10 protein-coding genes are annotated in these 14332 nt (G+C 34.5%); all 10 read left to right on the top strand.

Annotation, left to right across the window (positions count from 1 at the left end; all coding sequences use genetic code 11):
* The first annotated feature begins 599 nt into the window (after window positions 1-599).
* Genes PT300_12585 through PT300_12540 form a run of 10 tightly spaced genes read left to right on the top strand, consistent with a single transcriptional unit; the run spans window position 600 to window position 14305 of the window.
* Complete coding sequence (locus tag PT300_12585; protein MDF7681381.1) at window positions 600-2015, top strand: mannose-1-phosphate guanylyltransferase/mannose-6-phosphate isomerase; 1416 nt, start codon at window positions 600-602, stop codon at window positions 2013-2015.
* Between the two features lie 20 nt (window positions 2016-2035).
* Window positions 2036-3415 carry a phosphomannomutase CpsG gene (locus PT300_12580; protein MDF7681380.1) on the top strand — a complete coding sequence of 460 codons (1380 nt, stop codon included), beginning with the start codon at window positions 2036-2038 and terminating at the stop codon, window positions 3413-3415.
* Window positions 3415-4209 (top strand): ABC transporter permease, encoded by a 795-nt coding sequence (locus PT300_12575; GenBank protein MDF7681379.1) that lies wholly within the window; start codon window positions 3415-3417, stop codon window positions 4207-4209. Before PT300_12580 ends, PT300_12575 begins: the two co-directional genes overlap by 1 nt.
* Window positions 4209-5432, top strand: a complete 1224-nt coding sequence (locus PT300_12570; protein ID MDF7681378.1) for an ABC transporter ATP-binding protein — start codon at window positions 4209-4211, stop codon at window positions 5430-5432. Before PT300_12575 ends, PT300_12570 begins: the two co-directional genes overlap by 1 nt.
* Window positions 5429-6985 carry an FkbM family methyltransferase gene (locus PT300_12565; protein MDF7681377.1) on the top strand — a complete coding sequence of 519 codons (1557 nt, stop codon included), beginning with the start codon at window positions 5429-5431 and terminating at the stop codon, window positions 6983-6985. Before PT300_12570 ends, PT300_12565 begins: the two co-directional genes overlap by 4 nt.
* On the top strand, window positions 6982-10083 hold the full coding sequence (locus tag PT300_12560) for a glycosyltransferase (GenBank protein MDF7681376.1): 3102 nt from the start codon (window positions 6982-6984) through the stop codon (window positions 10081-10083). The genes PT300_12565 and PT300_12560 overlap by 4 nt, the downstream gene beginning before the upstream one ends.
* Window positions 10084-10114: 31 nt before the next feature.
* Window positions 10115-11152, top strand: a complete 1038-nt coding sequence (gmd, locus tag PT300_12555) for a GDP-mannose 4,6-dehydratase (protein ID MDF7681375.1) — start codon at window positions 10115-10117, stop codon at window positions 11150-11152.
* Entirely contained in the window at window positions 11152-12048 is an 897-nt protein-coding gene (locus PT300_12550; protein ID MDF7681374.1) for a GDP-mannose 4,6-dehydratase, read from the top strand. Before gmd ends, PT300_12550 begins: the two co-directional genes overlap by 1 nt.
* Window positions 12048-13184: a glycosyltransferase family 1 protein gene (locus PT300_12545; protein ID MDF7681373.1), complete on the top strand. Its 1137-nt coding sequence runs from the start codon at window positions 12048-12050 to the stop codon at window positions 13182-13184. Before PT300_12550 ends, PT300_12545 begins: the two co-directional genes overlap by 1 nt.
* Window positions 13184-14305, top strand: a complete 1122-nt coding sequence (locus PT300_12540; protein MDF7681372.1) for a glycosyltransferase — start codon at window positions 13184-13186, stop codon at window positions 14303-14305. Before PT300_12545 ends, PT300_12540 begins: the two co-directional genes overlap by 1 nt.
* The last annotated feature ends 27 nt before the right edge of the window (window positions 14306-14332 follow it).

The following is a 14332-nucleotide window of genomic DNA, read 5'->3' as shown; positions in this document are numbered from 1 at the left end:
CGCTATACTAAGAAGGCCTTTAAGTTATACAGTATATGCATTGTCTGAAGATGGATTATTTTTTGCGGTGTCTGAAAGAGAGTAAATTCTGTACGAAAAATGACAATCAGAGGGGCATTTTCCTGCTGAACTCTCCTTACGGTCAGCAATGTAAAAAGCACTCTCCAGGGAGGGCTAAGCAAAGAGTGTACCCATTTTTCATTTAGTGCGTTGATTTTAGCCTTATTGAACAGATGGATATTACAGAGATGATGATGCACGACGTACTTTGGTTACGATAGCCAATGGCGGTAGCGTGCCTGAAGAGATGCGTATTAGTTAACATGTAACCTGAAGAAATATTAACAATAATTGTGATTTAAATCACATTATAGTGATACTTTTACATATCATTAGAAAACGTTATCAAAGAGCATATACTTTGATAGCTAATAATATCGTCATTTACTGATCCACATGAAACGCCTGCCAGGGAAAATAAGTTGCTTTTCCTGTTAGTTCGGACTACATCAAGAAGTTATCAGTATTTATATTGAAAAAATCATTACAATATATCTGGGTTATGATCTTTTTTATTATATAAAATTTAAGGAATGAAAATGCTACTTCCAGTGATTATGGCCGGTGGTACCGGTAGTCGTTTATGGCCGATGTCACGTGAACTGTATCCAAAGCAATTTTTACGTTTATATGGTAAACAGTCTATGCTTCAGGAGACAGTATTACGTCTGGATGGTATTAATGTACGCGAACCAGTAGTAATTTGTAATCAAGACCATCGATTTCTTGTTGCAGAACAATTAAGACAAATTAATAAACTTTCACATAATATTATTCTTGAGCCAGTAGGACGTAATACTGCACCTGCTATTGCATTGGCAGCATTGAATGCGATTAAAAATGGTGATAATCCTATCCTTTTAGTTTTAGCGGCTGATCATATTATTAATAATAAGCCTGAATTTCAGAAAGCAGTAAAATCAGCATTAAAATTTGCTGAACATGGTCAACTGGTGACATTTGGTATCGTTCCGACTGTTGCTGAAACAGGCTACGGTTATATACATCGTGGCCAGCAAGAAACTATCAATAATAATGTCGCATATAAAGTAAATCGTTTTGTCGAAAAACCAAATAAAGAAACTGCTCAATCTTATGTAGCTTCTGGCGAGTATTATTGGAATAGTGGTATGTTCATGTTTTGTGCAAAACGTTATCTTGAAGAACTGGAAAAATTTCGCCCTGATATTCTTGATGCTTGTAAAGCTGCTATCTGTGGTTACAAAGATGGCGAGGATTTTATCAATATTGATCATGATATTTTTATCACTTGTCCAGATGAATCGGTAGATTATGCCGTAATGGAAAAAACAACAGATGCAGTGGTTGTAGGGCTCAATGCAGATTGGAGTGATGTTGGATCATGGTCTGCATTATGGGAAGTTAGTGTTAAAGATAAAAATAATAATGTACTTACCGGTGACACGTTTCTTTATGATTCTAGCGACTGCTATATTAATACTGATGAAAAATTGGTAGCAGCGATTGGAATTAATAATCTTGTTATTATTAATACTAAAGATGCCGTATTAGTTGTGAATAAAGATCAAGTCCAGGATGTTAAAAAAGTTGTGGAGTATCTGAAAACTAATCACCGAAGTGAATATAAACGACATCGAGAGATCTATCGTCCGTGGGGACATTGTGATGTCATTGTGCAGGCTGAACGTTTTAATGTTAATCGTATTACTGTCAAACCCGGTGCTGCGTTTTCAATGCAAATGCATTATCATCGTACTGAACACTGGATTATTCTCTCAGGAACATGTGAAGTAACAATTAAAGACCAAACATTCTTGTTGACTGAGAATCAATCAACATTTATTCCTATCGGAGCTCAACATCGACTTGAAAATCCCGGTAAAATTCCATTAGAACTCCTTGAGATTCAGTCAGGATCTTATTTGGGTGATGATGATATTATTAGAATTAAAGATCAATATGGTCGCTGCTAGTATTAAAAGAGAATAAATATATGTCTACATTATCTTGTTTTAAAGCTTATGATATACGTGGGAAATTAGGTTCAGAACTAAATGAAGATATAGCATATCGTATTGGACGAGCATTTGGTGAATTTTTAAAGCCTAAAACAGTTGTTGTTGGTGGTGATGTGCGTTTTACCAGTGAAAGCTTAAAATCTGCACTGGCCAATGGTTTGATGGATGCCGGTACTGATGTTTTTGATATAGGCCTTAGTGGAACAGAAGAAATCTATTTTGCGACCTTTTATCTTGGCCTTGATGGTGGGATTGAGATTACTGCAAGCCACAATCCAATAGACTATAACGGAATGAAATTGGTGCGTGAGAATGCAAAACCAATCAGCGGTGATACTGGGTTACGCGATATACAACGCTTAGCAGAAGCTAATAATTTTGCTCCAGTCGATCAACAACAGCGTGGTAATTATAAAAAAATATCAGTATTGGATGCTTACATTGATCACTTAATGAGTTATATTGACTTTTCCAGCTTTACTACACCAATGAAATTAGTCATTAACTCCGGAAATGGTGCAGCTGGTCACGTTATTGATGAAATAGAAAAACGGTTTAATAAAGCTAATGTTCCTGTGAATTTTATTAAGATACACCATCAGCCAGATGGTGCTTTTCCGAATGGTATTCCTAATCCACTATTACCTGAATGTCGCAAAGATACATCTGATGCTGTAATAAAACAACAAGCTGACTTAGGAATTGCTTTTGATGGCGATTTTGATCGTTGTTTTTTATTTGACGATCAAGGTCAATTTATTGAAGGATATTATATAGTTGGCCTCCTTGCCGAAGCATTTTTACAAAAAGAACCTGGCGCTAAAATTATCCATGATCCACGCTTAACATGGAATACTATCGACATTGTTACGGAAGCTGGTGGTGTACCTGTTATGAGTAAAACAGGACATGCTTTCATTAAGGAACGCATGCGTAAAGAGAATGCTATTTATGGTGGTGAGATGAGTGCACATCACTATTTTCGCGAATTTGCCTATTGCGATAGTGGTATGATTCCATGGTTATTAATTGTCGCTTTACTTTCATATAACAAAAGCACATTAAGTGAGCTTGTCAGCAAACGAATGAATAAATTTCCATGTAGTGGAGAAATAAATTATAAAATTAAAGATCTTTATAAGGTACTCAATAGTATTGAAAACTCATATAGAGATAATATTAATATTAATAAAATAGATGGTATTTCTATTGAATTCAATGACTGGCGATTTAATATTCGTGGTTCTAATACAGAACCGTTATTAAGATTAAATCTTGAAACTAAAAATAATAAACTTATGATGTTTGAAAAAATAAAAGAAATAGAAAATATTATAATGGGAATTAATAAATAATGTTTAATATTATTAGAGGATTATGGTCTTATCGAAATTTTGTATTTGGTAGTATCAAACGTGATTTTCAAACAAAATATAGAAACTCCTTATTAGGCGGAGTATGGAATATTATTAATCCGCTTGCGATGATAGTTATTTATACTGTAATCTTTTCACAAGTTATGCGTGCAAAGTTACCAGGCGTAGATAATTCATTTGCATATAGCATTTATTTATGTGCTGGCATTTTGAGTTGGGGGCTTTTTGCTGAAATAGTTTCCCGTTCTCAAGTTATGTTTTTAGATAATAGAAATTTATTAAAAAAGATTAATTTTCCAAAAGTTTGTATTCCAGCTATCATTATTGGTAGTGCTTTATTAAATTTTTTTATCATATTTACTATTTTTTGTTTATTTTTAGTGGTTAGTGGTTACTTTCCGGGTATTGTAATTCTCTCACTTATTCCAGTTATTACAGTCTTGATCGTTTTCGCTATTGGTTTAGGAATGATAATTGGTGTGCTTAATGTGTTTTTTAGTGATGTGGGCCAGTTTTTTGGAATATTTTTACAGTTTTGGTTTTGGCTAACACCGATTGTTTATTCTGCCACTATTTTACCTGAAAATTTACAAGAATATGTATCTTATAATCCTTTGGCCGGAGTTATTATGGCTTGTCAAACAGTTTTAGTTAAAGGTGAGTGGCCTAACTGGTATGGACTCATGCCAGCAATAATTATTGGTCTTTTATTATGTTTTCTTGGCATGCACTTATTTCAAAAACATGCAGCAGAAATGGTGGATGAACTTTAATGAGTACAATTAGCGTAAGTAATGTTGGAAAAGCATTTAAACTATATCCTAATCGCTGGGCACGTTTTATGGAATGGTTTCTTCCGAAACATATAATAAAACATCAATTAAAATGGGTTTTACAAGATATCAACTTTACTATTAGCTCAGGTGAGGCTGTTGGCATAATTGGGATTAATGGTGCAGGTAAAAGTACATTATTAAAAATGATTACGGGTACTAGTCAACCCACAAAAGGAAATATTTATCTATCAGGAAGAGTTGCTGCTTTATTAGAGTTGGGTATGGGGTTTCATCCCGATTTTACTGGTCGTCAAAATGTTTACATGGCAGCTCAGTTAATGGGATTGTGCATTAATGACATAAAAAACTTGATGCCGCAAATAGAAGCATTTGCGGAAATTGGTGATTATATTGATAGCCCTATTAGGATTTATTCTAGCGGAATGCAAATGCGTTTAGCATTTAGTGTTGCGACAGCAATTAGGCCTGATATTCTTATTGTTGATGAAGCGTTATCTGTTGGCGATGATTATTTTCAACATAAATGTTTTGACAGAATTCGTGATTTTCGTCAACAGGGAACAACATTACTAATAGTATCTCATGACAAACAAGCAATTCAGAGTATTTGTGATAGAGCTATTTTACTCAATGCGGGTCATATTGAGATGGAGGGCAAACCCGAAGCTGTTATGGACTATTATAATGCTTTGCTTGCTGACAAGCAGAATCAGAAATTAGAGCAAAAAGTTACCAGCGAAGGAAAAATACAAACAATCTCGGGAACCGGAGAAGCTGAAGTTATTGAGCTAGGTCTATTTGATAAAAATAATAAACTTGTTGAAATTGTCAATGTTGGTCAGCCTATAATATTGCGTATTAAAGTAAAAGTTAATGATGATATACCACGTTTAGTATTTGGTTATGGGATCAAAGATCGTTTGGGGCAGGTATTATACGGTACAAATACCGATCTTAAGAAGAATGTAATTAAAAATGTAAAAGCCGGTACAATATTAATTTATGAGTTTAGCTTTGATATTAATCTTGGCCCGGGCAGTTATTCTATACAGACAGCGCTTGTTAGTACCGATACTCATCTGGTTAATAACTATGAATGGCGAGATTTAGCTTTACTTTTTAATGTGGTTAATATGGATAAAGCAAACTTTATTGGTTTGACATGGTTAGATCCTAAAATAGGAATATATTCAGAATGAGTTTTATTTCATATGCCCAGAATTTAGAAGATGTTGTTCTTTGGAAAGCCTTGAAAAATATAAAAAATGGTTTTTATATTGATGTCGGTGCTAATGATCCTATTACTGATTCAGTAACACGTTCATTTTACGAACGAGGCTGGCATGGGATAAATATAGAACCCATTTTAGAACATTTTAATGATTTAAACACTGATAGACCCCGGGATATTAATTTGAATTGTGCACTAAATGAATGTGCAGGAGAATTAGATATATGGGAATGCGATGTTCGTGGTTGGGCAACATTAGATAAGAAAGTTGCTCAAGCTCATGAAGATGAAGGACATCATGGACGATGGCATAAAGTAAAAATAAGGACTTTATCTGATATTTGTGATGAGATTCAACCAGCTGTTATTCATTTTCTTAAGATTGATGTTGAAGGTTTTGAATTATCAGTACTTAAGGGAAATAACTGGAGCAAATATCGTCCATGGATTATAGTTGTAGAATCAACTTTTCCTAATACAAAAATAGAAACATTCTCTGAAACTGATGACTTATTAATAAATAATAATTATTTATTTGTGTATGCTGATGGTATAAATCGCTTTTATGTTTCAGATGAACATAAAGAATTATTGGCTGCACTTAAATACCCGCCAAATATTTTTGATGATTATCAGACTTATGCTGAATTTAATGCTCTGAAAAATGCTGATAATATATCAAAAGAGTTTGATACTTATAAGTCTAGAATGATTGAGGATTTAACTCAAAAAAATAGTGAATGTAATAAATTGCTTTCTACTTTAGAAGTTGTGCAAAAAAAAGAAAGAAATATTGATGTATTAATATCCAATATTGACAAGCTACTTTTCCAATTAAATCAGAAAAAACAACATGATGATATACTCAAGAGTATCTCTTATTTGACATCAGAGAATAAAAAAATTCATGCTGCATATGATATGTTATCTAAAGAGCATAGCGCTTCACTAAAGCAGGAACAAAAAATTGAGCGTGATAATTTTATTAAAAATATATCATATTTATCATTAGAAAATGAGCGAATCAATATTGCATACGATGCTTTATCTAAATCTTATAAAGAGTATCAGCAACATGCCAGAAATCTTGAACATGAAGTTTATTTATTGAAAACAAATATCGAAACTATATATAATAGTACATCCTGGCGTTTAAGTTTCCCTATCCGGTTTTTAGGTAGAATAAAAAATAGTAAAGTTAAAGTATTAAAATCTCAAGGATTGTTGAATTATTGCAGTCGTCAATTGATCAAAAAAATAAATAATTGCCCTAAAGTAAGACATATTATAGTTTTTATAACTAAAAAAACTGGTATGTATTCAATATGTCGTAATATTTATTTGCAATTATTACTTAATAATACTCAGATGAATATTACTGAGGTTGAAAAAACGTCAGTTATGAAAAAAAATATTATAACTCCCGTGGTTAATTCACATTCCCAGTTAAGTGTTGATGAATTGTACGAGAGAATAAAAAATGAACTTAATTCTTCTGAGGATAAAAGGATGCATCTATGAATTATCATAATAAATATATTTGTCTAGAAAAATTTAAAGGATTGCGTGTTGCTTTATTAACTACTGCATCTGCTCAGGGGGAAGTCGGCGGTGCTGAACGTTTTTATAAAGGCTTATTTGCAGGGTTAATTGAAATTGGTTGTGATGTCGAAATTATTTCAGTTATTGCTGATGAGTCTTCTTTTGCTCAAATTGAAAAAAATTATCAATATTGTAGCCAGCTAGATTTAAGTAATTTTGATGTAGTTATTTCGACAAAAACACCTACATACGCTGTTAATCATCCTAATCATGTAATGTATTTGGTGCATACAGTACGTGTTTTTGATGATATGTTTGATAATATATTTTCTGCTCGTGATTCTATACACTTGGCAGAACGCGCAATGTTACACCAGTGGGATTTTAAAGCTATTTCATCAGTTAAAGCCAGATTCTCTATTGGTCATGAGGTTGCTAATCGCCTTTATCGTTGGCGAGGTATTCATTCTGATGTAATACATCCCCCATTAAGTATTAGTGGTTTTTGTTTAGGAAAAACTGGGGACTATTTTTTCTTACCGGGGCGTTTACATCCATGGAAACGTGTAGATTTAGCAATAAAGGCTATTAAAGCTTCATCACTATCGCTAAAATTAATTATCGCAGGGACTGGAGAAGCGGAAAAAGAACTAAAACAACTAGCTGCTGGAGATCCTAGAATCGAATTTGTCGGTCGTTTAACTGATGAAAAATTGTTAGAATATTATGCTAATGCTTTAGCAATAGTTTTTGTACCGAAAAAAGAAGATTATGGATATATCACTCTGGAAGGTTTTGCTAGCGGTAAACCTGTTATTACATGTGTTGATTCTGGCGAACCGACTTATTTTGTGAAACATCAGGAAAATGGTTTGGTTTGTGCCCCTACGCCAGAAGCACTGTGTGATGGATTTGAGTGGTTATTCAATCATATATCTGCTGCAAAGAGCATGGGAGAGTCAGGATATAAATTAATCCAGGGGATGTCTTGGGCAGCAGTTAGCAAAAAATTAGTGTCTGCGGCTATGGCATCTCAAGTAATAATAAATCAAGAACCAATCAATGTTGTAATTACCGATATGCAACCAATTGATCCCCCAGTTGGTGGTGGGCGGCTAAGATTGCTAGGACTTTATCATAATTTAGGAAAAAAAATAAAAGCAACATATGTTGGTTCTTATGACTGGCCTGGAGAAAAATATCGTCGACATCAGCTTAGTCCATGTTTAGAAGAAATAGATGTTCCATTAACGCAGGAACATCACCTTGCTGCGCAGCAATGGGCTGCTAAAGCAAATGGGAAAACAGTTATTGATATCGTATTTAGTCAACAAGGGCATTTATCGCCAGCATATTTATCGGAAGTTATTGAAAATATAAAAAAATCTGATGTGGTCGTTTTTTCACATCCATGGGTATATCCGTTGATTGAGCCTAGTTTATTGCAAGGAAAGATTGTTATATATGACTCACAAAATGTTGAGGGATATTTACGTGCACAGTTATTAGATGATACTAATAATGCAGAACTAATAGCCATTCGCCAGGTAATTAATGACGAGTATTTATTGGGGCAACGGGCTGATCTTATTCTGACATGTTCACAGGAAGATTTACTTCGTTTTAATAGAATTTATGAATTTTCGCCTGAAAAAATGCGGGTTGTTCCTAATGGTGTAATGGCATTCAAACATCCAGTCCCTGGGCATAAAGAGCGTATAGCAGCAAAAATCACACTAAAATTCTCTGCTAAAGATAAGTTGGCTATTTTTATTGGCAGTGCATATGGCCCCAATATTGAAGCTGCGCAATTTATTATTGAAAAATTAGCACCTGTTTTGCCTGAAGTGCATTTTATTCTTGCAGGTGGAATAGGAAATGCTGTAGACAATATGAAACATAAAAATATTCATATTACGGGAGCATTAACTGAAGAAGATAAAATTTTATGGTTATCTGCAGCAGATATAGCGCTGAATCCAATGTTTTCTGGTTCTGGGACTAATATCAAAATGTTTGACTTTATGTCCCTTGCTATACCAACAGTAACAACTGAAATAGGTGCTCGTGGTATTGATACAGCAGGCCTGGAAGCAATATTAGTGGTGCCTCCAACAGTAGAATCCTTTATTATAGCTATTCACTCTCTGTTTAACGATGACTATCGTGATAAAATTGGGTCGGCTGCCAGGACATGCGTTGAAAATAGTTATGCCTGGGAAAATATATCTAAAACTGTCGGTAAAATGTTTGAGTCGCGCGCTAAATTATCAAATCAGCCACAGCCATATTTTTCAGTAGTTATACCTAGTTATGAACGACCAGAGCAACTCCTGGATTTAATTCATGCTTTACAAAAGCAAATCGAGCGCGATTTTGAAGTTATTATTATTGATCAAAGTGAGAAAGCATGGTCTGAATCTGAATCAGATTTTGGTTTTCCTCTCTGTTATTATCATACATCAGTTAAAGGTGCTGTTAGAGCAAGAAATACTGGAGCAATGTTAGCGCAAGGAAAGATCATTGCTTTTACTGATGATGACTGCCAGCCTGGCCTAAATTGGTTAGCCAACGCACGTAAGTATTTTGATAAAAAGAATATCGTTGGTTTAGAAGGCATTATTATATCAGATCATCATGATGATAAAAACTGGCGGCCAGTTACAAATGTTGGTTTTGAAGGTATTGGTTTTATGACTGCTAATTTGATGGTTAGAAGTGAGATATTTCATTATTTAGGGGGATTTGATTTACAGTTTGATCATCCACATTTTCGTGAAGATACAGATTTTGGCTGGCGAATGCAGCAATTTGGTGATGTTCCTTATGCAAATGATGTTGATGTATTTCATCCTGCACAACCACGTTATAAAGAGCGTGAATCACTGGAGAGTCGTACACGTTTTTTCCAGAAAGATGTTTTACTTTATCGTAAACATCCAGAAAAATATTATGAATTATTTTTAAAAGAAAATCATTACAGAATGACACCTGGATTTAAGGATAACTTACTGTTGGGTTTTAAAAAGGAAAATGAAGTTGTACCACAATGGATGCGTGAATTATTGAATAGTTAATTATGTTTTTGAACAACACAGGAAACTCTCCATGCAAAAAATTGCATTAATTACTGGTATTACGGGTCAGGATGGGGCTTACCTTGCTGAGCTTTTATTAGAAAAAGGTTATTTGGTTTATGGTACTTATCGCCGGACTAGCTCAGTTAATTTCTGGCGTATTGAAGAACTCGGTATTGATAAACATCCATGCTTCAAGTTAGTTGAATACGATTTGACTGATTTATCTTCTAGTATTCGTCTATTACAGCAAGCTAAAGCAACAGAAGTTTATAATCTGGCCGCACAAAGTTTCGTTGGTGTATCCTTTGATCAACCAATAACTACTGCTGAAATCACAGGTATTGGTCCGGTTAATTTGCTGGAAGCAATTCGTATTGTTAATCCCAATATTCGTTTTTACCAGGCATCAACATCTGAAATGTTTGGCTTAGTACAGGCTGTTCCACAACAAGAAGATACGCCATTTTATCCACGTAGTCCTTATGGTGTAGCAAAATTATATGCACACTGGATGACAATTAATTATCGTGAGAGTTATAATATTTTTGCTTCTAGTGGTATTCTTTTTAATCATGAGTCTCCGCTACGCGGAAAAGAGTTTGTTACTCGTAAGATTACAGATGCTGTTGCTAAAATTAAACTTGGAAAACAGGATGTCCTGGAATTAGGCAATATGAATGCTAAACGTGATTGGGGTTATGCTAAAGAATATGTTGAAGGAATGTGGCGTATTTTACAGGCAGAAAAACCTGATACTTTTGTTCTTGCTACTAATCGTACAGAAACAGTACGTGATTTTGTCAGTATGGCGTTTAAAGCCGTAGGCTATACACTTCGTTTTGAAGGTCAAGATGCGCAGGAAATTGGCATTGATGTTGCTACAGGAAAAACATTAGTTCGCGTAAATCCGAAATTTTTCCGTCCGGCAGAAGTTGAACTATTAATTGGCAATCCTGCGCGAGCAAAAGAAATTCTTGGCTGGCAGCCAAAAACCACACTGGAAAAGTTATGTCAGATGATGGTTGAGGCTGATTTACGTCGTAATCAACAAGGGTCTTCCTTCTAATGTTTGATACCGGAAAACGTGCTTTGATTACTGGGCTCAATGGATTTACCGGTCGTTATGTGGCAGCGGAGCTATCCGCTGCTGGATATCGAATCTTTGGCCTTGGCAGTACTCCATCTGATGATCCAGATTACTACCAGATCGATCTTATGGATGCCTCTGGACTAATTGATGTAGTCAATACTATAAAACCAAATATTGTTATTCATCTTGCCGCAATTGCCTATGTTGGCCATGGTGATGTTGATGCCTTTTATCATGTTAATCTATTGGGAACACGTAATTTACTGCAAGCTTTAAGCTGTTGCGATATTTCTTTAGATAGAGTCCTTTTAGTGAGTAGTGCTAATGTTTATGGTAATAGCATATCTGGCCCTTTAACTGAAATAACGCCCGTCAATCCTGCAAATGATTATGCTGTTAGCAAATTAGCTATGGAATATATGGCTCATCTATGGATGGACAAATTGCCGATTTTTATTACCAGACCTTTTAATTATACGGGTGTTGGTCAATCTGATAAATTTCTACTTCCTAAAATAGTCAGGCATTTTAAAGAGAGATTACCGGTAATTGAATTGGGTAATATTGATGTCTGGCGGGATGTTACAGATGTTCGTGATTTGAGTAATGCCTATATGAAATTATTACATGCTAATTTACATGGTGAGATTATTAATATCTGTTCTGGTCATACATATTCATTAAGAGAAATTATTGCACTATGTCAGGAGATTACTGGGCATCATATTGAAATTAAAGTAAACCCTGCATTCGTTCGTGAAAATGAAGTTAAAATCCTTAGTGGTGACCCTGCTAAACTTCGCTCATTTATTCCTGACTGGCAAGTGTTTCCTATTGAAGAAACATTATCCTGGATGTTAGGTAGTAAGTAATGAAAGTAATATTTGGGACCGATCCTGTTAAATATCCATTGACAGGTATTGGACGCTATTCATTTGAGTTAGCTAATGCATTAGCTAAAAGAGCAGAAATAACTAATTTGCTTTTCTTAAATGGTTATAAAATAAGCAAAGAAATTCCTGTTGCTAAAGAGTGCAGATCATCTTTTGAGGGAATGAAAAGTTATCTAAAAAAAAATAAGGTGCTATCGGAACTATACAGATATGGTGCCTCTTTGCGAAAGGCTAATGTATTAAGAAAATATCCAGATACAATTTATCATGGCCCCAATTTTTATATGCCACCAGGTGTAAAACGCAGCGTTGTGACTTTTCATGATCTTTCTGTATTTACTTTATCATATTGCCATCCGACTGAACGGGTGCGATATATGCGAAAGGAGCTTTTAAATACTGTAAAACGCGCAGATGTTTTTATTACCGATTCTGAATTTACACGTTTAGAGTTAATCGATTATTTTAATCTTCCTGAATCACGGGTTTTTTCTGCCAGGTTAGCATGTAGTGAAGATTTTAAGCCATATAGTGAATCCAGAGTTACACCTGTTCTGGAAAAATATCGCTTATCTTTCAAACAATATACATTTTTTCTTGGCTCTATTGAGCCAAGAAAAAATATTTCCACATTACTGGATGCTTATGAGCGCTTGCCATTGAGTCTTCGTCAATCTATTCCACTTGTGATTAGTGGTTTTGAAGGATGGAATAGCGATAAGATCCATCAGCGTTTTGATAAAGGAAAGCGTGAAGGATGGCTGCGTTATCTCGGATTTACATCATCAGTAGATGTGCCTGCTTTATATGCAGGAGCGATAAGTTTTCTTTTTCCTTCTATTTATGAAGGTTTTGGTCTACCAGTATTAGAGGCAATGGCATCAGGAACACCAGTAGTATGTTCAAATAGTTCATCTCTTCCTGAAGTAGTTGGTGAGTGTGCATTAATGTGTGATGCAATGGATGTTGAAACGTTGACGACTCTCATTATGAAGAGCTTTGATGATAAGATCTGGCAATCTTTTGCCAGACAAAGTGGATTAGTGCGGGCAAAACAGTTTTCATGGGAAAGATGCGCGAGCGAAACAATAATAGCATATGAACAGGTAAAATAGTGTTGAAAGTTCTGCATTTTTATAAATCATACTACCCGGATACTTTTGGTGGTGTGGAACAGGTTATCTATCAGATTTGTGAAGCAACTCATTTAGCTGGTGTAGAATCGACAGTATTGACTCTTAGTCCCCGAGGCAATATCGATGACGCAATGATTGATCATCATCATATATATTATGTGAAAACAGATTTTGAATTATTATCTACTCCATTTTCATTATTGGCATTAAAAAAATTCAAACAACTGGCTAATCAAGCTGATATTATTCATTATCATTTCCCATATCCATTTATGGATTTGTTACATCTTTTGCTGAATATAAAAAAACCAACAATAGTGAGTTATCATTCTGATATAGTAAAACAGAAACTTGCATTTAAAATATATTATCCATTAATGTGTCGTTTTTTACGCTCTGTTGATTATATTGTAGCATCTTCACCTAATTATGTTGAAACAAGTCCAGTGCTACAAGCTAATATTAATAAAGTTAAAGTTATCCCATATGGACTGAATAAATTATTATACCCAATATCGTCAGCAGAAAAATTAAAAGAATGGCGTGATAAATTAGGAAGCGATTTCTATTTGTTTATTGGTTCTTTTCGTTATTACAAAGGATTGCATATTCTTTTGGATGCGGTCAGGAAAGGTGGCTTTCCTCTGGTTGTTATTGGTTCAGGAAATAATGAAAAAGAAATAAAAGAATTGGCGAAAGATATTAAAAATATAGTTTTTGTCGGTGCCGTAGCAGAAGAAGATAAGTGTGCATTATTACAACTAAGCTATTCAATAGTATTTCCATCATATTTGCGATCAGAAGCCTTTGGCATTACTCTCCTTGAAGGTGCTATGTATGGAAAGCCATTGATTTCCTGTGAAATTGGCTCTGGAACTTCTTATGTAAATATTCATGAACATACAGGATTAGTTGTACCACCTGGCGATTCAGCGGCCTTATGTGAAGCTATGAATAGATTATGGGATAATAAACATCTGGCAAGTGAATATGGTATTAATGCACTTAACAGATTTAATAAATTATTTACGGCTGAAAAAATGATGAAAAACTATATGACACTGTATACTGAAGTGATTAATAAGAGTAGGACTATATAATGATGTTCTAAAAAAATATTATAATAT

The organism is Enterobacteriaceae bacterium ESL0689 (genome assembly GCA_029433525.1).
Taxonomy (GTDB): domain Bacteria; phylum Pseudomonadota; class Gammaproteobacteria; order Enterobacterales; family Enterobacteriaceae; genus JAQTIF01.
This window is presented reverse-complemented; position numbering and strand designations above follow the sequence as displayed.

What these genes read in the sequence shown, in the direction of transcription:
- PT300_12585 (MDF7681381.1), top strand. Translation starts at nt 600, where the DNA reads ATGCTACTTCCAGTGATTATGGCCGGTGGTACCGGTAGTCGTTTATGG.
- PT300_12580 (MDF7681380.1), top strand. Translation starts at nt 2,036, where the DNA reads ATGTCTACATTATCTTGTTTTAAAGCTTATGATATACGTGGGAAATTA.
- PT300_12575 (MDF7681379.1), top strand. Translation starts at nt 3,415, where the DNA reads ATGTTTAATATTATTAGAGGATTATGGTCTTATCGAAATTTTGTATTT.
- PT300_12570 (MDF7681378.1), top strand. Translation starts at nt 4,209, where the DNA reads ATGAGTACAATTAGCGTAAGTAATGTTGGAAAAGCATTTAAACTATAT.
- PT300_12565 (MDF7681377.1), top strand. Translation starts at nt 5,429, where the DNA reads ATGAGTTTTATTTCATATGCCCAGAATTTAGAAGATGTTGTTCTTTGG.
- PT300_12560 (MDF7681376.1), top strand. Translation starts at nt 6,982, where the DNA reads ATGAATTATCATAATAAATATATTTGTCTAGAAAAATTTAAAGGATTG.
- gmd (MDF7681375.1), top strand. Translation starts at nt 10,115, where the DNA reads ATGCAAAAAATTGCATTAATTACTGGTATTACGGGTCAGGATGGGGCT.
- PT300_12550 (MDF7681374.1), top strand. Translation starts at nt 11,152, where the DNA reads ATGTTTGATACCGGAAAACGTGCTTTGATTACTGGGCTCAATGGATTT.
- PT300_12545 (MDF7681373.1), top strand. Translation starts at nt 12,048, where the DNA reads ATGAAAGTAATATTTGGGACCGATCCTGTTAAATATCCATTGACAGGT.